The organism is Streptomyces sp. NPDC013157, assembly GCF_042899865.1.
Classification (GTDB): Bacteria; Actinomycetota; Actinomycetes; order Streptomycetales; family Streptomycetaceae; genus Streptomyces.
This window is the reverse complement of record NZ_JBIBAK010000009.1, coordinates 236,988-258,906: the sequence shown is the minus strand read 5'-3', so window position 1 is coordinate 258,906 and position 21,919 is coordinate 236,988. Positions and strand designations below refer to the sequence as shown.

At 71.6% G+C, this 21,919-nt stretch carries 20 protein-coding genes; 11 read left to right on the top strand and 9 right to left on the bottom strand.

The window, feature by feature from the left end; all coding sequences use genetic code 11:
- Window positions 1-40: 40 nt before the first annotated feature.
- A complete protein-coding gene (locus tag ACFY6U_RS26750; protein ID WP_390042168.1) occupies window positions 41-5,197 on the bottom strand; it encodes a hypothetical protein in 5,157 nt (1,718 codons plus the stop codon).
- A gap of 147 nt (window positions 5,198-5,344) precedes the next feature.
- Window positions 5,345-5,845 (bottom strand): hypothetical protein, encoded by a 501-nt coding sequence (locus ACFY6U_RS26745; protein WP_390042166.1) that lies wholly within the window; start codon window positions 5,843-5,845, stop codon window positions 5,345-5,347.
- Between the two features lie 114 nt (window positions 5,846-5,959).
- Between ACFY6U_RS26745 and ACFY6U_RS26740 the strand changes: the two genes are divergently transcribed.
- Window positions 5,960-7,330 carry a M1 family metallopeptidase gene (locus ACFY6U_RS26740; protein ID WP_390042164.1) on the top strand — a complete coding sequence of 457 codons (1,371 nt, stop codon included), beginning with the start codon at window positions 5,960-5,962 and terminating at the stop codon, window positions 7,328-7,330.
- Here the strand turns inward: ACFY6U_RS26740 and ACFY6U_RS26735 are convergent.
- From ACFY6U_RS26735 to ACFY6U_RS26725, 3 genes are all read right to left on the bottom strand, one after another.
- Window positions 7,327-7,851: a GNAT family N-acetyltransferase gene (locus tag ACFY6U_RS26735; protein WP_390042162.1), complete on the bottom strand. Its 525-nt coding sequence runs from the start codon at window positions 7,849-7,851 to the stop codon at window positions 7,327-7,329. The two genes, ACFY6U_RS26740 and ACFY6U_RS26735, sit on opposite strands and share 4 nt — an antisense overlap.
- Window positions 7,852-8,063: 212 nt before the next feature.
- Window positions 8,064-8,411 carry a hypothetical protein gene (locus ACFY6U_RS26730; RefSeq protein WP_390042160.1) on the bottom strand — a complete coding sequence of 116 codons (348 nt, stop codon included), beginning with the start codon at window positions 8,409-8,411 and terminating at the stop codon, window positions 8,064-8,066.
- A gap of 540 nt (window positions 8,412-8,951) precedes the next feature.
- Entirely contained in the window at window positions 8,952-9,359 is a 408-nt protein-coding gene (locus ACFY6U_RS26725; RefSeq protein WP_390042158.1) for an ATP-binding protein, read from the bottom strand.
- A 157-nt stretch (window positions 9,360-9,516) separates the two neighbouring features.
- On the opposite strand from ACFY6U_RS26725, the gene ACFY6U_RS26720 reads away from it, so the two are divergent.
- Complete coding sequence (locus tag ACFY6U_RS26720; RefSeq protein ID WP_390042156.1) at window positions 9,517-10,374, top strand: helix-turn-helix domain-containing protein; 858 nt, start codon at window positions 9,517-9,519, stop codon at window positions 10,372-10,374.
- Window positions 10,371-10,649, top strand: a complete 279-nt coding sequence (locus ACFY6U_RS26715; protein WP_390042154.1) for a DUF397 domain-containing protein — start codon at window positions 10,371-10,373, stop codon at window positions 10,647-10,649. The genes ACFY6U_RS26720 and ACFY6U_RS26715 overlap by 4 nt, the downstream gene beginning before the upstream one ends.
- A 70-nt stretch (window positions 10,650-10,719) precedes the next feature.
- Here the strand turns inward: ACFY6U_RS26715 and ACFY6U_RS26710 are convergent, their stop codons facing one another.
- On the bottom strand, window positions 10,720-11,295 hold the full coding sequence (locus ACFY6U_RS26710) for a TerD family protein (protein ID WP_294001156.1): 576 nt from the start codon (window positions 11,293-11,295) through the stop codon (window positions 10,720-10,722).
- Between the two features lie 182 nt (window positions 11,296-11,477).
- On the opposite strand from ACFY6U_RS26710, the gene arfB reads away from it, so the two are divergent.
- The 6 genes from arfB (at window position 11,478) to ACFY6U_RS26680 (ending at window position 16,592) form a co-directional block, all read left to right on the top strand.
- Window positions 11,478-11,906, top strand: coding sequence for an alternative ribosome rescue aminoacyl-tRNA hydrolase ArfB (gene arfB / locus ACFY6U_RS26705; protein WP_390042152.1), 429 nt, complete (start codon window positions 11,478-11,480; stop codon window positions 11,904-11,906).
- A gap of 41 nt (window positions 11,907-11,947) precedes the next feature.
- Complete coding sequence (locus tag ACFY6U_RS26700) at window positions 11,948-12,109, top strand: hypothetical protein (RefSeq protein WP_390042150.1); 162 nt, start codon at window positions 11,948-11,950, stop codon at window positions 12,107-12,109.
- A 482-nt stretch (window positions 12,110-12,591) separates the two neighbouring features.
- A complete protein-coding gene (locus tag ACFY6U_RS26695) occupies window positions 12,592-15,141 on the top strand; it encodes a nitrate- and nitrite sensing domain-containing protein (RefSeq protein ID WP_390042148.1) in 2,550 nt (849 codons plus the stop codon).
- Window positions 15,138-15,569, top strand: a complete 432-nt coding sequence (locus ACFY6U_RS26690; protein WP_390042147.1) for a roadblock/LC7 domain-containing protein — start codon at window positions 15,138-15,140, stop codon at window positions 15,567-15,569. The genes ACFY6U_RS26695 and ACFY6U_RS26690 overlap by 4 nt, the downstream gene beginning before the upstream one ends.
- Complete coding sequence (locus ACFY6U_RS26685; RefSeq protein ID WP_390042145.1) at window positions 15,566-15,964, top strand: DUF742 domain-containing protein; 399 nt, start codon at window positions 15,566-15,568, stop codon at window positions 15,962-15,964. Before ACFY6U_RS26690 ends, ACFY6U_RS26685 begins: the two co-directional genes overlap by 4 nt.
- Window positions 15,945-16,592, top strand: a complete 648-nt coding sequence (locus tag ACFY6U_RS26680; RefSeq protein WP_390042143.1) for an ATP/GTP-binding protein — start codon at window positions 15,945-15,947, stop codon at window positions 16,590-16,592. The genes ACFY6U_RS26685 and ACFY6U_RS26680 overlap by 20 nt, the downstream gene beginning before the upstream one ends.
- 158 nt (window positions 16,593-16,750) lie before the next feature.
- Here ACFY6U_RS26680 and ACFY6U_RS26675 read toward each other — a convergent pair whose 3' ends face one another.
- Entirely contained in the window at window positions 16,751-17,215 is a 465-nt protein-coding gene (locus ACFY6U_RS26675; RefSeq protein WP_390042142.1) for a GNAT family N-acetyltransferase, read from the bottom strand.
- Window positions 17,216-17,280: 65 nt separating this feature from the next.
- Window positions 17,281-17,799, bottom strand: a complete 519-nt coding sequence (locus ACFY6U_RS26670) for a flavin reductase family protein (RefSeq protein ID WP_390042140.1) — start codon at window positions 17,797-17,799, stop codon at window positions 17,281-17,283.
- Between the two features lie 380 nt (window positions 17,800-18,179).
- Here ACFY6U_RS26670 and cdgB point away from each other — a divergent pair, with 380 nt between their 5' ends.
- Together cdgB and ACFY6U_RS26660 are read left to right on the top strand one after the other, a co-directional pair.
- Window positions 18,180-19,847, top strand: a complete 1,668-nt coding sequence (gene cdgB, locus ACFY6U_RS26665; protein ID WP_390042139.1) for a diguanylate cyclase CdgB — start codon at window positions 18,180-18,182, stop codon at window positions 19,845-19,847.
- 118 nt (window positions 19,848-19,965) lie between these two features.
- Window positions 19,966-20,919 (top strand): carbohydrate-binding protein, encoded by a 954-nt coding sequence (locus ACFY6U_RS26660; RefSeq protein ID WP_390042137.1) that lies wholly within the window; start codon window positions 19,966-19,968, stop codon window positions 20,917-20,919.
- Here the strand turns inward: ACFY6U_RS26660 and ACFY6U_RS26655 are convergent.
- Window positions 20,916-21,845 carry a 1-phosphofructokinase family hexose kinase gene (locus tag ACFY6U_RS26655; RefSeq protein WP_390042135.1) on the bottom strand — a complete coding sequence of 310 codons (930 nt, stop codon included), beginning with the start codon at window positions 21,843-21,845 and terminating at the stop codon, window positions 20,916-20,918. The genes ACFY6U_RS26660 and ACFY6U_RS26655 overlap by 4 nt on opposite strands.
- Between the last annotated feature and the right edge of the window lie 74 nt (window positions 21,846-21,919).

Genomic DNA, 21,919 nt, shown 5'->3' with positions numbered 1-21,919 from the left:
ATCCCCCACCTACCCGCGGCAGGCGCACCGCCCGAGGCACTCAGCTCGCCGGAGGCGCCGACGCCGCCTTCTTCCGCAGGCCCAGATGGTCGTCCGGATCCTGGAGCCGGTCCGGCTGGGCGGCGAGCATGCGGCGGACCGCCGGTTCCGGCATCCGGATCACCACCGGCCGGGGCAGGGTCAGCTCCCGTACGGCGGTGCCGGTACGGCCGGAGCGGACGCGGTTGGCCACCCGCGCCACCACCCGCACGTCCAGCGTGAACTGCACCAGCACCGAAGCGGACTTGGGTTTGTGCAGCGGCATCGAGCCGGACGCGTTCACCGCCGTGTCCGCCGCGCCGCCCGCGCCACCGGCGTTGCCCATCATCTGGTTGAGGCGGAACTCGTCGGCGTTGAGCAGTCCCGCGCCCGCGAGGCCGCGTGCCGACCGGCCGTGGTCGGCGGAGCTCAGGCCGTCCGTCTGAGTGGGCCGGGGGGCGTCCAGGTGGCTCTGCCCCACCGTCTCGAAGGTCATCTTGTCGCCGACGCCCAGGACCCGGCCGTCCCGCAGCCGCGCGTGCAGGGACGCCCGCAGGTCCTGGCCCTCCACCCCGGTGGCGTGCACCGGCGGCAGCTCCGCCCCGGCCGAGGTCAGCAGCGGCAGCGCCGCGATCAGCCACTCGGTGGAGACGGCCTCCTGCAGGGTGTACGCGGCGGCCTGGCCCTTGGACCGGAAGCGGTCGCCGCCGCCCGCCTCCCGGACCGCGGAGTCGACCAGCTCCCGTACCTGCGGTGCCCCCTGGAAGCCGTTCACCTGCGCCTCCATCGGCAGCCGCACACCGCCGGAGCGCCAGGTGCCGAGCGCGGCCGGGCGGCCGTCCCCCGGGCCGGGTGCCGGGGCCACCGGCCGGCGGCCGGGCGCGGTCAGCCGGCCGAGGGCGGCGAGGTCCTTGTCCAGGACGCGGTGGGTCACGGCCTGGCGGCCCAGCGAGACCAGCGCCAGCCGGCGGTCGCCGCGGTGCAGTTCGAGGGTCGCCTCGATCGGCACCCGCATCTTCGACGACTTCGCGGTCTTCGCCTCGGCGACCGTCTTCATGCCGAGCTGCCCGCGGCTCGCCGTGCCGGAGCGCCGCGAGCCGCCCGAGCCGGCGCCCAGCCCCGCCGCACCGCCCGTGCTCTTCAGCTGCCCGGCCCCGCCGTCCGGTTTGCCGGAGCCGGCGAAGATCCCCTCCAGACCGAGCGACACGCCCTCGTCGTGGGTGGCGGACTGCTGGGCGACGGCCGCGGTGATGTACTCCATGTCCCGGCCGTCGTCCGCCGCACCGTCGTAGGTGCCGTCGGCGAGCCGGTTGACCTTGAACACCGCCCAGTACGGGGTCTTGCGGCCGTCGAACAGCTCGACGGTGACCCCGCCGTCCATCGCGCCGGACAGCAGTCCCGCGCTGCCGTCGCGGTCCAGGACGCGCAGCAGGCGTTGCACGTTGTCGTTGCGGTCGGCCAGTTGCTGCCGGGGCAGCAGGTCGTCGGCGAGGGTCTGCTGTCCGCTCTCCGCGAGCCGGGTGCGCAGCCGGGCCAGCAGCGGCACGAAGTTCGGCAGGTTCTCGACCATGCCGAAGCCGAGGGGGAGCGCACGGGCGAAGGACGGACCGGTGGCGCGCTGCGGCGCGGCCGTCGAGGACCCGGCGGTGTCGGCGGCGCGCGACTGCTCCCGGCCCTCGCGTGCGGCACCCGCCCGGGAGCTCTCTGCCGGCCGCTGCCCCGGCTGCCGGGACGACGGCGTCATCGGCGCCGGTTCCGGGTCGAGCTTCAGCTGCCGGCGGATCGCCGCCGGCAGCTGCGCCTCCGTCAGCCACACCGCCGCCTCGGCCGGCAGGGTTCGGGCGGCCGTCGCCACGTAAGGGCCGCCGCCGGTGACCTTGACCTCGGCGACCATGGTGACGAGCAGGTCGCACTGGACCAGGTAGAGCGGCGCCTTCTTCGGGGTGTGGGCGTTGCGCTCGACCGTGCCGGACAGCGCCGCGGACCGGGCGTCGCCCCGGCTCGTGGTGCGGTTCCCGGACAGGCCCTGGCCCAGGCGCCACTCGGCGTCGTTCTCCGAGCCGGTGGCGCCGAACTGCCACGTGCTGGTGGTGCCCTGCCCCTCCTGGCCGGCCGCCTGGTGGCCGCCGAGCACGAAGGTCTCCGTGCCGGGACCCGCGCCCTGGTGCAGGAACTTCGGGTTGGTCAGCGTGAGCCGGGTGCCGACGGCCCCGTTCAGCGCGGCGAGCCGGCGCGGATAGCGCAGGTTCTTGACCACCCACCCGGAGGACGCGGCCTGCCGCAGCGATGCCGTGATGGCCTGCGGCCCGAACCGCTCCTCGATGGCCAGCCGCGGCGCGAGTCCCTCGGTCTGCAGCGCGGGATCCTCGCGGACGCCCTTGTTGCGGGCGGCCGCCTTGGACAGCAGCTGGAAGGCGAGGTCCCGGACGGCCTGGCCGTCGCCGACCGTCTCCACCAGCTGCCAGTCCCGCAGCGGCTGCCCGACCGACGGCCGGGGCACGAGGCCGGCCAGGTCGCCGATGCCCTCGGCGGTGACGGCGTGCTCGGGGCGCGGTGCCTGGGCCCGGCGCCGGCCGCCCACCGCGTCCTGCCGCCGCTTGCCCTCTTCGTCGAGGGTGAACTCGGTCGGCGTGACCAGCCGTACGTCCTGCTCGTCCAGGTGCAGTCCCGCCAGCCGCTTCGCCTCGGGCGTGTCCTGGCCGGGAGAGCCGGGGGTGAGAGCGCGGCCGAGCTTGCGCTGCCGGGAGGTCATGGTGACGTCGACGTCGAGGCGCAGGGCCGCCCCGAAGGTGCTGGCCTTGTCGGAGCCGTTGGTGAGGACGTCGGTGCGGGTGGTGGGGCCGGCCTGGTTGCGGCGGGTGCCGGTGCTGTGCTTCTCGTAGCGGGCCGAGCCGGTCAGGACGCCGGGGACGAGCCTGGCCTGCCCGAGCACCAGACCGCCGATCGAGCGCGAACTGCCGCGTCCGCTCTGCGTGTTGCCGGTGACGCCGGAGTGGCTGCGGACCAGCCAGTCGTCGGTGTCGCCGAGGTAGCCGGTCTCGCGGAGCTGCCCGCGGACGCGGATCTGCACGTCGTGGGAGTGCAGGGTGGTCTTGCGGCGCAGCCGCACCCGGATGCCGGTGGAGGTCAGCTGGTCCTTGTTGACCCGCAGGTTGGTCTCGGACAGGGCGGCCATCAGCTCGCGGTGGTTGCGCCGCTGGAGCGCGGCCTCCTCCTTGCCCGGCGTCGAGGCCACCGCGTCCGTACCGAAGGGGGGCAGGTAGCCGGCCAGCCGGGGATCGGTCGCGAACAGCTCCTGCACGGCCCGGACCATGGGGCGGGTGTCGAGTTGGCTGAGGGTGACGCTGGAGCCCATGGCGCCGAACGGGAGATGCCGCTCGACGTCGGCCTCGTCGCCGTTCTCGTCGGTCCGCTTCGGCTTCTTGATGAACTCCCCGGCCTCGGTGCCGGGCGGCAGCGGCAGCCCGAGCGACTGTGCCTCGTCGGCCCGCAGGCTCATCCACACCCGCATCGAGTGCCGGGCGACCCGGGTCCCGGGGCGCAGGATCATTTCGGCCGAGCGCGGCCCCGTGCCCTCCGCGGTGAACCGGACGGTCGCGAGGTAGAGCACCTTGTCGCCGCGCACCTCCGCGCCCTGGCGGCTGGAGACGGTCTGCTCGGCCACGGTGAACCGCGCCTTGCGGGCTCCCGCGACCGGCATGGCCGTACCCCGCACGACGGCGGCGTTGCCGACCGCTCCGACGCCGATGGCCGGGCCCAGGCCGCCGGTGAGGGCGCGTCCCTTGCCCGCGCTCTCGGTGACCGTGTGCTGGGTCTGCTGATGGGTGCGCAGCTGGGTCCCGCCGGTGCCCCAGGCGGGGGACATGCCGGTGATCTCGGCGTGCAGGCGGTAGCTGCCGGTGCTGCTGCCGTCCTTGGAGGCGAGGTCCTCGCCGGTGACGCCGTCGCGCAGCAGGCGGGGCATGTCCTCCAGGACGGTCGCGGTGGAGGTGGCGTCGTAGAGGCGGGAGCGGCCGGGGGCGCCGGGGGCGGTGAGTGAGGGGTGCAGGACGGAGGCGACCGTGTCGAAGAGCCCGCCGCCGCCCTGGTGCGGGGCGGCGGTGTCGGTGACGGCGACCGGGGCCATGGAGTCGGCGAGCGAGACGCTCCGGGCGGTGTCCGCGTCGACGGCCTGCGGAGCGGCGGGGGCCTGGGTGCCGGCCGGCACCAGGTGTTCGGTGGGCACGCGCTGGGTGAGGGCGCCCGAGCCGTGGAAGGTCTGCGCGTGCTCCGTGCCCTGCTTCCTGATCCGTACGCCGTACCGCACCTTGCGCGGTGCCTCGACCGAGCCCTTCTCGCTGCGCAGCACCCGGGGTTCGGCCACGTTGCGCTGGCTGCGGGACTCCCGGGAGGACTGCCAGGGCTGCGCGTTCACCAGGCCGGCGCCGCCCAGCCAGAGCCCCGGTACGACGGGCGCGAGACCGAAGGCCATGCCTCCGGCGCCCTTGCTGGAATTGCCGCTCGCGGTGGTCGCGACGGTGGTGGCGGTGTTGTGCTGGACGTCGACCTTGGTGTCCTTGCCCTCGGTGCCGTCCACCGCGGCGAGCGGCGCCCCGTCCGGGTCCGGGACGGTGTTCGCGAGCAGGTCCCCCGGGTGGAAGACGGGCGGCCGGTCGTCGGGGGCGCGGGAGACGGTGACCGTGACGTCGTACCACTCCTTGCCGGTCCTGCCCCTGACGGCGAAGGCGCGGCCCTGCCCGTAGAACGACTCGGGGCGTCCGGCGAGCTCGGCGCCGATCTCGGCGACGGTGCCGTCGCCGTGCCCGACGACGGCGGCCACCGCGTTCCGCACGAACTCGTGCCCGGTCAGGCCGTACGCCGTGGACAGCCCGGCGGCCTGGAAGTCCATCAGGTACGGGGGCAGCACGAGGCCGGGTTCGGTGCGTTCCTCCTCGACGGTGGCCACGGGGGCCACCGGCCTGCCGCGTACCGGCCGGGGCCGCGCGACGCCCTTGCCCTTCGCGTCCTGCAGCGCCAGTGCGGTGCGCGCGTTCCCCGCCTTCCCCTGGAGGGCGAGCATCGCGTGCTCCGTGGGTCCGACGGGCACGGTGGAGCCGATGGGCGTGGCGGTGGCCGGTGTCCGGGAGGCCTCGGGAGAGGCGTCCTTTCCGCTGTCGCCTGCCTGTTGCTGCGTCCGCACGGAGTCAACGTAGGCGCGGCCGGGACCGCCGGAACGCCTTCCGCGGACTCCGGCCCCACTTGTCACTTCCGCCTCGACAGGAGGTCAACTTCCATACACCCGGCGGTCGTTCAACCGGCAGGACGGGCCCGGCGAGGTCCGGGAAGGCTACGACACCCTCGGGAAGCGGGCCTGGAGCGTCCAGATCGCCGGATTGTCCGCCAGGTCCTCGTGCATGTCGGTGAGGTCGGCGAGCAGGTCGTGGAGGAAGTCCCGCGCCTCCCGGCGCAGTTCGGTGTGGGAGAAGGTGAGGGGCGGCTCCTCGGCCGGCATCCAGTCCGCCTCGATGTCCACCCAGCCGAAGCGGCGCTCGAAGAGCATGCGGTCGGTGGACTCGGTGAAGTCGAGTTCCGCGTGCTGGGGCCGGGCGGCCCGCGACCCCGCCGGGTCGCGGTCGATCCGCTCCACGATGTCGCACAGCGCCCAGGCGAAGTCGAGCACCGGCACCCATCCCCAGGCTGTGGACAGTTCCCGGTCCGCCTTGGTGTCCGCGAGGTAGACGTCCCCGCAGAACAGGTCGTGGCGCAGCGCGTGGACGTCCACGCGCCGGTAGTCCGTCTGGGGCGGGTCCGGGAAACGGTTGGAGAGGGCGTATCCGATGTCGAGCACGTGCCGATGGTGTCATGGCGTCCTACGATCGCGAGCGTGCCCCGATCGACCAAGAGCGTGCACCGACCGACCGCGAGCGTTCCCCGATCGGCCATGAGCGTTCCCCGGTACCGAATGGTCCTCCCGTCAGCCCTGCTCTGCCTCGCGTTGGCCGCGTGCGACGGCGGGGTCCACGGCACCCCGGGCGGCGCGGGCGTCCGCGACCCGTACTTCCCGAAGGCGGGCGACGGCGGCTACGACGTCGCCCACTACGGCCTGACCCTCGCCTACGACCCCGGCACCCGCCGCCTCACCGGCACCGCCGTCATCACCGCCCGCGCCACCCAGGACCTGACCGCCTTCGACCTGGACCTGAAGGGCCTGGACGTCGACGACGTCACCGTGGGGGCCAGGCAGGCCCGCTGGAACCGCGCCGGCCAGGAGCTGACCGTCCGTCCGCACGACGACCTGGAAAAGGGGGAGGCCTTCACCACGACCGTGCGCTACTCGGGCCGGCCGGAGACGCTCACCGACCCCGACGGCTCCAAGGAGGGCTGGCTGCGCACCGCCGACGGCGCGCTGGCCCTCGGTGAACCCGTCGGCTCGATGGCCTGGTTCCCCGGCAACGACCACCCCTCCGACAAGGCGTCGTACGACATCACGATCACTGTCCCGAAGGGCCTCCAGGCCGTCTCCAACGGGGAGCTGCGCGGCGAGACGACGGAGAACGGCCTGACCACCTACGCCTGGCACACCGCCGAGCCGATGGCGAGCTACCTCGCCACGGTCGCCGTGGGCCACTACACGGTCACCCGCTCCACTCTCCCCGACGGCCTGCCGGTGTACACGGCCGTCGATCCCACCCAGGCGAAGGCGAGCCGCGCGGTACTGGCGAAGCTCCCCGAGATCGTGGAGTGGGAGCAGCGCAACCTCGGCCCCTACCCCTTCTCCTCCACCGGCGCGATCATCGACCGCCCGGGGGACGCCGGGTACGCGCTGGAGACCCAGAACCGGCCCGTCTTCCCCGGCGCCCCGGACACCGACACCCTCGTCCACGAACTCGCCCACCAGTGGTACGGCGACTCCGTCACCCCGCGGACGTGGCGGGACATGTGGCTCAACGAGGGCTTCGCCACCTACGTCGAGTGGCTGTGGGAGGAGGACCACGGCGGGCGGACCGTCCAGCAGACCTTCGACAAGGTCTACGCCACCCGCGCGGACGACGCGACCCTCTGGGGTTTCCCGCCCGCGAATCCGCCGAGCGCCGCGTACATCTCGGAGCGGCCGGTGTACGAGCGGGGCGCGATGGTTCTGCAGAAGATCCGGCAGACGGTCGGCGACGACAGCTTCCGCGACATGATCCAGGGCTGGGCAGCCGCCCACCGCCACGGCAACGCGGACACCGCCGAGTTCACCGCGTACGTGGAGAAGAAGGCACCGGGCAAGGACTTCACCGCGATCTGGAAGGACTGGCTGTACGGCGACGGAAAGCCGCCGCGGCCCTAATCGCCGGTACTCAGCTCCTTGCGCAGCACGGCACACGGGCGCCCGTGCTGCCGGTCCGGACGGCGGCCGATCACCTCGTACCCCAGCGAGGTCCAGAAGGCGAGTCCCTTCGGGTTGTTCTCCAGCACCGCGAGCCGCACGGCGTCCCGGCCCGCCTCCCGGAACCGCCGCTCGACCTCCCCCGCGATCCGCCGCCCGTACCCCTTCCCGTGCTCCCCGGCGTCCACCATCAGCAGCCCGATCCACGGATCCGGGTCGGCCGGATCCGGATGCCGCGCCAGCGTGACGACCACTCCGACCAGCCGCCCTTCGGCCCGCGCCAGCAGCACCTCCACGTCCGGACTCGCCAACTCGTCGGCCAGCTCCGCGGCCACCTGCTCCGGCCGGATGTCGTCCGGGTCCGGGAAATCGCCGCTCAGCGCCTGGAACTCCCGGTTGGAGGCGTACAGAGCGGTGAGCTCGGAGAGGACCGGGGCGGGGATGTCGTGGTCGGGGGTGACGGGGACGGGGGCGAGGATCATGCCGGCCAACCTAATCTGGTATCTGAACCAACCGCCGGAGACGATGACGTCGCCGCCCTTAGGATCGAGCCCTCCGTAGGCTTGGCCGTGGACATGAAGAGCTTCTGCTGCGTTGACCAGTTCGTCGGCACGTCGTGAAACAGCGGCTGAGAAGTCTGACGGAGCAGTACGGGCGGCCTCTTCGGCTCCGAATGCGTACTCCCATTTCCAGCTCACGTACGCACTGCCCTCAGAGCCTCTTCGGTGATCGCGCTCATCTCGCGAAGGGCCTCCTGGGCGATGACCGGATCGCCGTGTTCAAGATCCTGCTCCGCCTGGGCGTACCGAGCGGACAGGTCTCGCCGACGAGCGATCTCGATCTCCTTGGCCCAGATCAGAACCCAGCTCTGCACCGGGCTGAGAGATTGCCACTCGACGGCCTTGGCGAAGGCCTCGTCTTTTGTCGCCTGCATCTCGTGCAGACGACCCGGTGCGACGACGGCAAGGGCCGCACGCAGGGCTTCCGGCGTCAGCTCGGGACGGGGGATCAACTCGTGCCCGTGGTCGGCCTGAGTGCTCATGCTGTCCTCCAGAGAGTGCGCCGGCCAGAGTATCCGGCCTGACGGCAGACAACAGGACAGAACGTGCGCGGGCTGGGGTGGCAGGCGGCGTGCGGTGGTCATGGTTGTGTCCTGGTGTCGGTGAGAGGACAGGGCGGAGCGGTGGTTGCCGATCACCACGAAGTCGGTGGGAGGTGTGGCTGGCGTTGTCGTGGAGGAGCCCGCCGGACCCCCGGTTCGGGTGCTTCTTGGCGGCAACGCGGGACTCGGCGCAGGAGGGCGCGCTAGGGTTTTTCGTATCCATCGGGAAGGGTCTGACTTCCTAGGTGGTCAGGCCCTCGCACGGGGATTGCCGTCCCGGCGAGGGCCGAAGTTTTTCTGCGGTTGGTGCACTGAACGTAGGGCACGCAACCCGCCTCAAAGCCAGTCGAGTTGGGCATATTCACTCGCGGGAGTGACGCTGCGCGACGGGCGGGAGGGGTGGGGCTTGGTGGGGTTGTTTCTCCCCGATTCGTTCCTTGAGTGGTGACGTCCCAAGGGACCGAAGTCCGCGTTTCCGGGCTACGGCGACACCCCGATCTCGGCCCACACGGTCTTGCGCGGCGAGAGCCCCGGTGCCACCCCCCACTTGTCGGCGAGCGCCTCCACGAGGACCAGGCCCCGGCCCGACTCGGCCTCCGGCGTAAGGGGTCGGGCATGCGGCAGGCGGTCGCCGCGGGTGTCCGTGACCTCGATCCGCAGGGTGTCCCCGACGACGTACAGCAGGAGCCCGAAGTCGCGCCCCGACACCCGCCCGTGCGCCGCCGCGTTCGCCGCCAGCTCGGCCACGATCTGCCGCGCCGGATCCAACGGCAGCCCCCAGGCACGCAGTTGCTCGGCGGCCAGTAGACGGGCCAGGCGGGCGCCACGCGGCGTGGGCGAGAACCGCAGGCTCATGTTGCGGACGGGGGTGGAGATTTCATCGTTCACGTCACTCAGCGTGGCCGGGCGTGCATACCGTGAACAGTGACGGAGCCCTTGCGTACGGTGACTGTCCGGCGCTTGTCCGGTGCTGTCCTGGCTGTCGGGAGCGTTCGTACGGGTAGAGGCGTCCGCGGGTACGGGCGTACGGCAGAGGGGGCGTGGGATGAGCGTGGACGGCGGCGAGGTGACCGAGCCGGGCTGGGAGGTCGACCCGGACGACGACTGGGGCGTGGCGGTCATCGCCACCGTGGGGCGTCAGCTGAAGCTGCGGCGCGAGGCGGTGGGGATGCGGGCCGCCGAGTTCGGGGAGGCGGTCGGCTATGGGGAAGACATGGTCTACAAGGTGGAGGGCGGCAAGCGGATTCCCCGCCAGGAGTACCTGAACCGGGCCGACGAGGTCCTGGGCGCGGGTGGGCTGATCTCGGCGACCTGGGAGGACGTGAAGCGGGTTCGGTATCCGAAGAAGGTGCGGGAGCTTGCCAAGCTGGAGGGGCAGGCGGTTGAGATCGGGGTGTATGAGTGCAACAGCGTCAATGGACTCTTGCAGACACCCGAGCACGCACGGGCCGTCATCTCGGCGGCCCAGCCGCCCTACTCACCGGATGACGTGGAGCGAATGGTGACCGCCCGTCTGGCTCGGCAGTCAGTCTTCGAGCGTGACCCGGCACCGTCCATCCACTTCGTACTGGAAGAGGCTGCACTGCGCCGTCCCATCGGAGGCACAATGGTGTGGCGAGGGCAGCTCGATCATCTGCTGGCGGTGGGCCAGCTACACAACGTCATGCTTCAGGTGATGCCGTTGAACTCCGAGGTCCACTCCGGTTTGGACGGCACCATCGAGCTGCTGAAGTTCCCGGATGGTACGGCGGTGGGACGCTCCTACGGCGCGTTCAACGGCCGTCCGACAACGGACCCGAAACAGCTCCGCATCCTTGAGCTGCGGTATGGCACCATCCGGGCGCAGGCTCTCTCACCAGGGGAGTCACTGGCCCTCATCGAGCAACTGCTGGGAGAAACATGATTCGCAAGGCACCCTCCGGGGACGCCTCCGAACTGGCGTGGTTCAAGAGCAGCTACAGCAGCGGCAATGACGGCGAGTCCTGCGTCGAAGTGGCCCTGGGATGGTTCAAGAGCAGCTACAGCGGCGGCACCAACGGCGAATCCTGCCTGGAAATAGCCCCCACCCCCACCACCATCCACATCCGCGACTCCAAGTACCGCGCCACCCCCGGCCCCCAGCTCGCCCTCGCCCCCTCCGCCTGGTCGGCCTTCCTGCCCTACGCGTCCGCGCACTGAGCTGACGCCGGAGCCCCCGGCCGCAACCACACGGCCAGGGGCTCCCGCACGGCGCAGCGTGCCGCGTCCGTCAGACGTTGACGCCGAAGTCCTGGGCGATGCCGACCAGGCCGGAGGCGTAGCCCTGGCCGACCGCGCGGAACTTCCACTCGGCGCCGTTGCGGTACAGCTCGCCGAAGACCATGGCCGTCTCCGTCGCCGCGTCCTCGGAGAGGTCGTAGCGGGCGATCTCGGCGCCGCCGGCCTGGTTGACGATGCGGATGTAGGCGTTGCGGACCTGGCCGAAGTTCTGCGAGCGGGTCTCCGCGTCGTAGATCGAGACCGGGAAGACGATCTTGTCGATGTCGGCCGGCAGGGCGGCCAGGTTGACGTTGATCGCCTCGTCGTCGCCGGCGCCCTCGCCCGTGCGGTTGTCGCCGGTGTGGACGATCGTGTTGTCCGGGGTCTGCTTGTTGTTGAAGAAGACGAAGTGGGCGTCGGAGTAGACCTTGCCCTGCCCGTTGACCGCGATGGCCGAGGCGTCCAGGTCGAAGTCCGTGCCGGTGGTGGTACGGACGTCCCAGCCGAGGCCCACGGTGACGGCGGTCAGGCCCGGAGCCTCCTTGGTGAGCGAGACGTTGCCACCCTTGGAGAGGCTTACAGCCATGGTCGGGGGTCCTTTCCCTCGTTTCGCGTACGGCCGTGCGGCGTACGGGCTTGAAGCTACAGCTACCGGTATGAACGCCACGAGGGGTACCGAAGGTTCCAGCTTCCTTTACCTTCTTTGCCAAACAGGTGATGAACGTTATTCGCGTGACGTGCGCCGGTCAGGCGCGCGACCATAGGGGCATGTCCGGTCCTTACGTCATCCGCGGCTCCGTCTCGCTCCCCGAGGCCGAGCTCCACTGGCGTTTCTCGCGGTCGTCCGGGCCGGGCGGCCAGCACGTCAACACCAGTGACTCGCAGGCGGAGCTCCGCTTCGACCTCGCGAACACCGAGGCGCTGCCGCCGGTGTGGAAGGAGCGGGCGCTGGAGCGGCTGGCGGGGCGGCTCGTCGACGGGTCGATCGTCGTACGGGCGTCCGAGCACCGTTCGCAGTGGCGCAACCGCGAGACCGCCGCCGTACGCCTCGCCGCGCTCCTCGCGGAGGCCACCGCGCCGCCGCCCAAGCCGCGCAGGCCGACCCGCATCCCGCGCGGGATCAACGAGCGCCGGCTGCGGGAGAAGAAGCAGCGCTCGGACACCAAGCGGGGGCGCACCGGCCGCGACTGGTCGTAACGCCGTCTCTGTGGCCTCCCGCCGAGGTCTGGGAGGGCGCGGTGGTGCAGCCGATCCCCCTGTCGGCATACGCAGTCGGGAACGAGGGTCTGTTCGTGGCGTGCGGCGACGAGGCCACCGGGCTCGCCCGCGGACCGCTCGCTGCCGGAACCCGGGGCCGCGACGGCGGACGAGACCTGGGGCGCCTCGCCGACAGCATCTGAGCTGCTGAAATCCTGCCGGGTGGCTGGTTCATGGCCGCACCGCGACGACTGCCCGGAGAACCGGACGGGCGTCAGGCGGATCACCGCCACCTTGGTCATGGCCTTGCCGGTCACTGCCGGGCCGTTCGCGATCGCGGTCGGACAACGGTTTCCGGAGCGGCCGGTCGGAACGTCGTTCCGCCGTCCGGGGGATCCGTGGGGTGCGACGGAAACGCTTACGGAATCCATGGGATGTGGCTACTATCTGCCACCAGTCGCCGGACTTTGGCGATTTTTTCCTCATGGATGCACCGAACGGTGGGGGGAGTGTCCCTAAGGTGACCGGATTTGGCGGGTTTGGTGGCAGGCGAACCAGGAGCATGGCCGCCGAGAACCAGCCATCGCATGGTGCTGTGCCGACGTCAGCTGACTTTCTCTCACAGCCGGTCGGGTCGGGCGGGAGCTCCCGTCGACTGCCCCTGCGTACCGTTCTGATCGTCCTCGTGCTCGTACCGAGCCTCGCGCTCGCGGCCCTGTGGGGCCTGAGCACGTACCAGCTGGCCACCCGCTGGCAGTCGGAGAACGCCCAGAGCGCCCTGACCGCCTCGCTGGGCCGGCCGTCGGCCGTCCTCTTCCAGTCCCTCGAAGAGGAGCGGCGGCTCACCGCGGAGGCGCAGGCCGACCCCGGCACCACCATCCACGGCAAGCTGGTCGCCGCGCGCGCGGCGACCGACAGGGCGGTGACCGGCTTCCGTTCGGTGGCGGACGAGGACACCTCGCACGGGCAGCAGGGGCTCGGCACGGCCCTGTCCGGAACCGTGCGCGATCTCGACCGGCTCGCCGCGCAGCGCCGGGCGGTGGACACCGGGTCGGCCGGTCAAAAGGCGGCGTTCGACTACTACAGCGGCACCGTCGAGTCGCTGATCACCGTCTTCACCGTGCTCGGCCACCGGAGCAACGCCGATGTGGCCTTGCTGGCGAACCCCTTGGTCGACCTCTACGGCGCCGCCGACAGGATCGGGCGCGAGGACGCTCTGCTCGGCCGCGACTGGAAGACCGGTCATCTGAAGGTCGATGAATACGACGTCTTCGTCGATGCCGTCGGTGCTCAGGAGTACCTGCTCCAGCGGGTCGCCCTCGGCCTCACCGGTGCCGAACGCGACGCGTACACAAAGATGACGTCCGCCAAGTCATGGAAGACCCAGCAGAGCCTGGAGGAGCAGGTCATCGTCGCCGGCCCCCACCACTCGCAGGGTGAGCTGGTGCTCGGCCAGATCCACACCCAATGGCGCGCAGCGGTGGACGCCAACCAGCCACTGCAGCTGAATCTGATCCTGGCCCGGGTCGCGCACCTGGACAAGGTCTCCGCCGACAGCGTCAGCCGGCTCCAGTGGACCCTGATCACCGTCAGCGCCATCGGCCTGCTCGCCGTGGTCCTGGTCGTCCTCACCACGTGGCGTCTCACCGTCCTCCTGCGCCGGCGCATCTACGCCCTGCGCGAGGAAGCCGTGGAACTCCAGCAGCGGCTGCCCGACGTGGTGTCCCGGCTGGAGCGCGGCGAGAACGTCGACGTGGACCGCGAGGTCCGGCTGGTCGAGCCCACCCCCGACGAGCTCGGCGAGCTCGGGCGGGCCCTGAACGCGGCCAGCCGCAGCGCCGTGGCCACCGCGGTGCGGCAGGCCGAACAGCACCGCGGCTTCGAGCGGCTGCTCCAGCGGATCGCCCGGCGCACCCAGATCCTCATCGGCCTCCAGCTGCGGAAGCTGGACGAGCTGGAACGCACGCACGAGGACCCCGAGGTGCTGGAGGGCCTGTTCGACCTGGACCACCTCACCGCCCGGCTCCGCCGTTACGAGGAGAACCTGGTCATCCTCGGTGGCGGCCAGCCGCAGCGCCGCTGGCGCAAGCCGGTGCGGCTGCTCGACGTGCTGCGCGCCGCGCAGGGCGAGGTGCAGGACTACCGCCGGATCTCGATCGACGTCGAGGAAGAGCCGTGGGTGTCCGAGCGGGCGGTGGGCTCGCTGGTGCACATCCTGGCGGAGCTGATGGAGAACGCCGCCGCCTTCTCGAAGCCGCCGACCCCGGTCGAGGTGCGGGCCGCGAGGGTCGGCCGGGGCGTCGCGGTCGAGATCGAGGACCGTGGCCTGGGCATGGAGCCAGAGCACTACGCCGCCGCCAACGCGCTGATGGAGGCGCCGCCGCAGCTCGACGTGATGACCCAGGCCGACGACGTACGGCTCGGCCTGTACGTGGTCGCCCGGCTGTCGGCGGGCCTGGGCCTGCGGGTGGAGTTGCGGCCGTCCGCCTTCGGCGGCACCCGGGTGGTCGTGCTGCTGCCGGAACAGGTGGTGGTGGAACAGCCCGGCACGGCGCCCCAGCCGGTCGCGCAGCCCCCGGAGGCCCTGCCCCACCTGCCCGGTCCGCGGCGGCAGCCGCACGACGCCGGTACCGGTCTGCGGGCGCCGTACGAGGGCGGGCGGCTGCCCACCCGCGCCAAGGGACACGCGATGGCGAACGTCACCGCCTCCGTTCCCCGGCCGCCGGACGAGAACGAGGCATCCCCGTCCCCGTCCCCGGCGACCGCGGCGCGGCCGCTGCCCCAGCGGGTCCGCCAGGCCAGCCTGGCGCCCGAACTCCAGATCCCGGCGAAATCGGCGGAGCAGGCGGAACTGGCGGAACTGTATGAGCCGGATCTCTGGACGACGGTCCCTGACCGGGCCGGCCGGTCCGGGGCCACGATCGGCGTGTTCCAGCGGCAGTCCCGGTTGGCCCGCGGCGGGGGCGACCCGGACGACGGCACCGCGGGCGGCGTCGGCGGGGCCTTGGACGACGGCACCGGTGACAGCGGCGATAGTGCCACCGGCTACGACATAGGCCGCGGCAGCGGCTACGGCAGCGGCGACAACGACGGCAGCGGCAACCACGACGGCAGCGGTGACGGTACCGGCTTCGGCGAAGGCAATGGCAATGGCAACGGCAATGGCGACGGCCATGGTGAAGAGCCCGCCTCGCCCGGCCGGTCCGGCTCTTCTAGGACGGATGATCGAGAATGACGCAGCGAACGACGGCCACTGACGTGGATCTGGACTGGCTCCTGGACGGGCTGGTCGACCAGGTCACGGGCACCCGGCACGCCATCGTGCTGTCGGACGACGGCCTGGTGATGAGCCGTTCGCGGACCATCGAACGCTCGGACGCCGAGCGGCTCGCCGCCATCGCCACCGGCCAGCAGAGCCTCGCCCGCGGTGCCGGGCAGCTCTTCGGCGGCGGCCCGGTGCACCAGGTCATCGTCGAGATGGCCGGCCTGTGGCTGTTCGTGATCTCCGCCGGCCGCGGCACCCACCTGGCGGTGACCGCCTCCCAGGAGGTCGACGCCGAGCTGATGAGTGTCGCGATGCACACCCTGGTCCAGCAGGTCGGCCAGCGACTGGGCACCGACGCGCGTACTCCGCCGTCCGATGACGCGGGGAGAGCCGGATGAGGCACTGGACCGAGGGGTTCGACGACGGTGACGCCGACGAGCAACTGGTCCGTCCGTACACGATCACCAGCGGGCGCACGACCCCCGAGCGATCGGATCTGACGCTGGTCACCCTGGTGGGGACGCTGCCCGAGGTCACCACACAGGCGGCGCTCGCGGTGCGCAGGATGCAGCCGGAGCACCGCACGATCCTCGGGCTCTGCCGGGACCCCAAGGCAGTGGTGGAAGTCGCCGCCAAGCTGGGCCTCCCGGTGTCGTTGACCAAGATCCTCATCGGCGACCTGGTCGACTCCGGACATATGTGGGCCCGTTCTCCGCAGCCGCTCAGCCGGGCCGGCGGCCTTTCCGACATGACGATCCTCGAGGCGGTGAGAGATGGACTACGCAAGCTCTGAGCACGCGTCGGGCCACGTGCCCGGCCCTGTGTCCGGTCGCGCCGCAGACCACACGGCGGGCCGTACGGACACCGCTCCGCTCGCGGTGAAGATCCTGGTCGCCGGCGGGTTCGGCGTCGGCAAGACGACCCTGGTCGGCGCGGTGAGCGAGGTCGCCCCGCTGCACACCGAGGAGTACCTGACCCGGGCCGGCGTCGGCGTGGACGACCTGGAGGGGGTGGACAGCAAGTTCACCACCACTGTCGCGCTGGACTTCGGGCGGATCACCATCAACGACGACCTGGTGGTGTACCTGTTCGGCACCCCCGGCCAGGAGCGCTTCTGGTTCATGTGGAACGACCTGGTCAACGGGGCGATGGGCGCGGTGGTCCTGGTCGACACCCGGCGGCTGGAGGTGAGCTTCGCCTCGATCGACTTCTTCGAGAGCCGCGGCATCCCCTTCGTCGTCGGCGTCAACTGCTTCCACGGGGTCCGCGACCGGACCGCGGAGGAGATCCGCGCGGCGCTCGCCCTCGACCCCCAGGTGCCGCTGGTGCTCTGCGACGCCCGCGACCGGGCGGACGGCCGCGACGTGCTGCTGGCGCTCGTCGACCACTTGATGGCCGGTCAGGCGGCCATGTACGGGTAGGCACGTCCTGAGACCGAGTGAGCGGCCGAGCACCGCCCTGGCCCGCGCGGGTGGACACGGGGCGCCTGGGCCGCCCACGCGGCGGCCGCGGCACGTGCGCTACCGCCGTGTGCCTGTCCGGGACGCCGCCGAGCGGCACCGGATTTCGCCCGACCTGCTCAGAGGGCCAGCACCCCCACCGGCTGGTCCCCGCTGACCTCGTCGGTCTTCCGGAAACCCAGCCGCAGGTAGAACGCCTCGGGGCCGCCGGGGCCCGCATGCCACGTGACGTACATCTCCTTGCCGCCCCGGCGGCGGAGCTCCGCGGCCACCGACTCCACCGCGAACCGGCCGTAGCCCCTGCCCTGCTCCGCCGCGTCGATGTTGAGGCGCCACAGGCCGGAGCGGAAGAGGGTGCCGTCGGCGCGCCAGTCGATGTCGAGGAAGGCCATCAGGAAGCCGACCGTGCGGTCTCCGTCGACGATCAGGCGGGGCCAGGCGACCCCCGCCGGATGGACGTACGCCTCGGCGAGGGACTCGGCGACCGGCTCGACGTTGTGTTCCTGGTCGGGCCGGACGCGAATGCGCAGTGCCGCCGCCAAATTCGCGGTGGTCACTTCTTCGAGGCGGAGCGGAGAAGACATCCGCGCACTCTAGAAGGGCCGTTCGGCAACTGCCCACGGAATTTACCGAAACGGACCGCGCGGTTTCATCCCAGCTGGCGGTAGCGGCCCCGGAAATACATCAGCGGCCCGCCTTCCGCGCTCGGCAGTTCGGCGGTGAGGACGCGGCCGATGACGAGGGTGTGGTCGCCGGCCGCGATGCGCTGTTCGGTGCGGCACTCCAGCGTGGCGAGGGCACCGCCGACCAGCGGGGCGCCGCTGGCCTCGCCGCGGACGTACGGGATGTCCTCGAAGAGCAGGCGGTCGCTGATGCGGCCCTTCATCGCGAACCGGCCGGCGATGTGCCGCTGGCTCTCGGTGAGCACGGAGACCGCCCACCGCGGCTGCTCGTCGAGGAGGTCGTCCATCCGGGAGCCCTCACGCAGGCTGACCAGCACCAATGGTGGGTCCAGGGACACCGACACGAACGCGGTGGCGGTCATGCCGACGTCCTCGCCGACCGGCGCCAGCGGGTCGTCCGGGTCCAGTGACGGCTCCTGCGCGGTCACCAGGACCACGCCGGCGGCCAGCCGGGACAGGGCGGCCTTGAACGCTTCGTTGCTCACCCCCACAGCATGCCCGGTGGCTTCTGCGGCGGCGGGGGAGGGAGTCTTCAGCACGCCGGAAACGCTAGTGTCGGACCCGGTGCGGTCACATCGGCCATCGGCCCGAGCCGGGTCCTAGGACCAAGGGCGGGGTGTGCCGCGGCGAAAGGCCGTAACGTGCATCATGTGCGCACACCCACAAAGGCTGTGTTCAGTAAACACACAGGGAAAACGCAGAAACTCCACGCAATTGTTCACGTTCTCCTGTGACTTGAGTCACAAGGGGCGTTAATTGTTGACCCTGTGTACCGAGTGGGCAGCGCGCTGTGATTCAGTGGCGGGGAAAAGTAGCGCCGAAGCAGACCCTTGATTCGCTGCGAGGTCTCGGGGGGAGGGCGAGCATGGAGACCGAGTCGGAGCCCTACGTCCGTCTTGCGTCCCTGCGACAGCTGCACCAGGTCATGGCCGACATGAACACGGCCCGCAGCCTGGCGGACACACTGCAGACCGTCGCCGACGGCGTCATCACCGCCCTCAACTACGAGATGGCCTGCATCAACCTGGTACGCCCCGCCGAGGGCGACCTCGTGGTCGCCGCCTTCTCCGGGAACTCCGCCGCCGAGGCCCTGATCACCGGCCGGGTCGGCTCCCGCGAGTCCTGGGAGCGGCGGCTGAACATGGGCGAGAAGTGGGGCGACCTCGTCTTCATACCGCACACCGAGGGCTGGGTCCTCGACGACGACGACGTCCCGCAGTGGTACACCGACGGCCCCGCGCCGCGGTTCGAGGACGAGTGGCACCCCTCCGACCGGCTCTTCGCCCCCATGTACACGCCCGGCGTCTCGGGCAGCTCCTGCGGCGAACTGCTCGGCGTGATCTCCGTCGACCGCCCGCGCAACGGCCGGCACCCCGGCGCCTGGGGCCGCGAGGCGCTGCAGATGTACGCCTTCCAGGCCGCGATCGCGATCAGCAACGCCCGGCTGCGCGCCAACATGCAGCGCGCCCTGGTCCGCCTGGAGCGCGAGCAGCAGGCGCTGCGGGCCAGCGAGGAGAGCTTCCGGCAGGCCTTCGAGTACGCCCCCTCCGGCATGGCGATAGCGGAGATGGGCGGCGACCAGCACGGCCGAATACTGCGCAGCAACGACGCCCTGTGCCGCCTCCTGGGCCGCCCCGCCTCCGCGATGCGCCGCTACTCCTTCTCCGACCTGGTCCACCCCGAGGACATCGGCACCCTGCTCCGTACCTCCGCCGAGGGCGGCCGCGCCGAACTCCGCCTGGGCCGCCGTGACGGCACCTACGTCTGGGTCTCGCTCCGCAACTCCGTCGTCGCCGACGCGGCCGACGGCCCCCGCTTCCTCCTCACCCACGTCGAGGACATAGAGGAACGCAAGCGCCGCGAGCTCCAGCTCGCCCACCGCGCCTCCCACGACTCCCTCACCGGCCTCCCGAACTCGGCGGAGCTGCGCTCCCGCCTCTCCTCCCGGCTCTGCCGGCGCGCCGGACACGCCGGGGAGCTGGAATCCCTGGACGCGGCCTACGGCCACCCCGCCTACGACGCCAACGGCCACGGCTTCGACTTCGCCGGCACGGCGGGCGGAACACAGTCGTACGACGGTGGCTACGACCACCACGTGCACACCGTCGCCCCCGAGGAGGGCCGCGACGACGGCGCCAAGGGGCTCGCGGTGCTCTTCTGCGACCTCGACGGCTTCAAGTCGATCAACGACCGGTTCGGCCACAACGCGGGCGACGCCGTCCTCATCGAGGTGGCCCGCAGGCTCACCCGGGGCGTCCGGGACGGCGACACCGTGGCCCGCCTCGGCGGCGACGAGTTCGTGATCCTCGCCGACGGCCTCGGCAAGGCCGACGCCCAGGACCTGGCCGTACGCCTGCGCAACGAGATCATCCAGCCGATCCGCGCCGAGGGCCGGGCCGTGCGGGTGGGCGCCAGCTTCGGCATCGGGTGGGCGCACTGCGGCATGACGGCGGACGAAGTCCTGAAATCCGCCGACGAGCGGATGTACGTAGAGAAACGATCTCGTCCCAAAGCACATCGCCGTGCCGGATGATCCGCAGGTCATCGTGCTGATGCGATCCGAGTCACCCGTTTGGCTCAGCCAGACCGGGTAGGCTCGACTCTCAATACCTGTACCGCATCCGCCCGCACCTGTTGAGGAGTACCAAGGGATGACGCCCGGCGACAACGGCGCGAGCACGCCCGAGGACGACGACCCGTTCGGCTACCTCTATGCCGATGGTCAGGCCAGAGGGGCCCAGCCGCCGTCCGGCTCCGGTGGCTACGGCTACCCGCATCAGGTCAGCAGGGTGCGCTCGGTGGGCGAGCGTACGTACGGCGGCCAGCAGCAGGCGCCGCAGCAGCAGTACGGCGGTCAGACCATCCCGCAGCAGCCGGGCACCGGCTACGGCCAGCAGCCGAACGCGGCGTACCAGGCCCCGGAGACCTTCCCCGGCGGCGCCCCGACCACCCGCACACCGGTACCGCCCGCGGGCCGCGGCCGTGGCCCCAACACCAAGGGCCTCCTCATCGGCGCCGTCGCCGTCGTCGCCGCCGTCGTCATAGGCATCAGCGTCGCGATGATGAACGGCAACGGGGACGACAACAAGGCGAGCAATGGCGCCTCCACCACCCCGACCCAGTCCGCGAGCGTGTCGCCGTCGCCGTCGAGCACGAGCTCGGCCGATTCCACGGGCGACATCCCGCCGATCGACGCGAAGGCCCTCCGCCTGGACGGTGGCGCCACGCTGGCGTCGGACGTGAAGGGCGCGAAGGCCGAGGGCGGCATCTACGTGACGAACCTCAACCAGACCGGCGCCGGTGTCACCTGGACGGTCGACGGCATCCCTGCGGACGGCCTCTACACCGTATTCGCGCACTACAGCGCGACACAGGACGAGGCCATGACGCTAACGATCAACGGCAAGGCGTTCGGCAGCAAGTTCCCGCTGAAGAACTACACGGGCCAGAGCGACCCAGCCAACGCCTGGACGACCAGCTACACGTACCCCACCCTCACCAAGGGCACCAACACGATCTCCCTCTCCTGCCAGAGCGGGGACAGCTGCGACGTCCTGCTGGACCAGCTGTGGGTGCAGCAGGGCAAGCACACGAACAAGGGCTAAGCAGCCGTCGTCCCACCGGTCACCGCGATCCGGCCCAGCAGCTTCTCGTAGGTGAGGCGGTCGAACTCGCCCGCCGCCGGGGCCCGTACCGTCGCCGCCGACAGGGCCACCGCGCGGGTCAGGCGGTCCGGCCAGGGAAGGTGTTCGACGAGGCCCGCCAGCAGGCCGGCGACCGCCGAGTCGCCGGCGCCGGTCGGGTTGCCGTGTTCTCGGGTGGGTGGGGTGGCGCGCCAGCGACCCTCCGGGGTGAGCGCCAGCAGGCCCTGGGCGCCCAGGGAGGCGACCACCGCGCGGGCGCCGCGGCGGCGGGCGTCCTGGGTGGCGCGGGCCGGGTCGTGGGAGCCGGTGAGTTCGGCCAGTTCGTCGGCGTTCGGCTTGACCAGGTCGGGGCGGGCCGCGACCCCGCGTCGCAGTGGCTCTCCGCTGGTGTCGAGGAGGACGGGGACGGCGGCGGACCGCGCGGTCTTTATCAGCCCGGCGTACGCCCCTACCGGAACCCCGGGCGGCAGGCTGCCGCACAGCGCCACCGCCGAGGCGCCGGTGAGCAGTTCCTCGTAGCGGTCGAGGAAGGCACCCCACTCCGCGGGCGCTATCTGCGGGCCGGGTTCGTTCAACTGGGTCGTGTCACCCGTCAGTTCGTCCACGACGGCGATGGTCCGGCGGGTCGCCCCGGCGACCGGCAGCAGCGCGTCCACCACTCCCGGCGTCTCCGCGAGGTGCTCCCGCACGGCCCGCCCGGTGGCCCCGCCCGCCAGCCCGGTCACCGTCGTCTCGTGCCCGAGCGCGGCCAGCACCCGGGCCACGTTCACCCCCTTGCCGCCCGGCCGTTCGGTCACGGCGGAGACGCGGTGCGAGGTGTGCGGGCGCAGGGCGCCGACCCGGTAGGTGATGTCCAGAGCGGTGTTCAGCGTGACGGTGAGGATCACCGGGCGACCTCCCTCGTGTATGCCCGTGTCATCGGTTGGGGGGCCTCGATCATGCCAAAGAGACGGCGACCGGC

What these genes read in the sequence shown, in the direction of transcription:
- ACFY6U_RS26680 (WP_390042143.1), top strand. Translation starts at nt 15,945, where the DNA reads ATGGACTACGCAAGCTCTGAGCACGCGTCGGGCCACGTGCCCGGCCCT.
- ACFY6U_RS26730 (WP_390042160.1), bottom strand. Translation starts at nt 8,411, where the DNA reads ATGAGCACTCAGGCCGACCACGGGCACGAGTTGATCCCCCGTCCCGAG.
- ACFY6U_RS26710 (WP_294001156.1), bottom strand. Translation starts at nt 11,295, where the DNA reads ATGGCTGTAAGCCTCTCCAAGGGTGGCAACGTCTCGCTCACCAAGGAG.
- ACFY6U_RS26685 (WP_390042145.1), top strand. Translation starts at nt 15,566, where the DNA reads ATGAGGCACTGGACCGAGGGGTTCGACGACGGTGACGCCGACGAGCAA.
- ACFY6U_RS26720 (WP_390042156.1), top strand. Translation starts at nt 9,517, where the DNA reads ATGAGCGTGGACGGCGGCGAGGTGACCGAGCCGGGCTGGGAGGTCGAC.
- ACFY6U_RS26715 (WP_390042154.1), top strand. Translation starts at nt 10,371, where the DNA reads ATGATTCGCAAGGCACCCTCCGGGGACGCCTCCGAACTGGCGTGGTTC.
- ACFY6U_RS26675 (WP_390042142.1), bottom strand. Translation starts at nt 17,215, where the DNA reads ATGTCTTCTCCGCTCCGCCTCGAAGAAGTGACCACCGCGAATTTGGCG.
- ACFY6U_RS26740 (WP_390042164.1), top strand. Translation starts at nt 5,960, where the DNA reads ATGGTCCTCCCGTCAGCCCTGCTCTGCCTCGCGTTGGCCGCGTGCGAC.
- cdgB (WP_390042139.1), top strand. Translation starts at nt 18,180, where the DNA reads ATGGAGACCGAGTCGGAGCCCTACGTCCGTCTTGCGTCCCTGCGACAG.
- ACFY6U_RS26735 (WP_390042162.1), bottom strand. Translation starts at nt 7,851, where the DNA reads ATGATCCTCGCCCCCGTCCCCGTCACCCCCGACCACGACATCCCCGCC.
- ACFY6U_RS26660 (WP_390042137.1), top strand. Translation starts at nt 19,966, where the DNA reads ATGACGCCCGGCGACAACGGCGCGAGCACGCCCGAGGACGACGACCCG.
- arfB (WP_390042152.1), top strand. Translation starts at nt 11,478, where the DNA reads ATGTCCGGTCCTTACGTCATCCGCGGCTCCGTCTCGCTCCCCGAGGCC.
- ACFY6U_RS26690 (WP_390042147.1), top strand. Translation starts at nt 15,138, where the DNA reads ATGACGCAGCGAACGACGGCCACTGACGTGGATCTGGACTGGCTCCTG.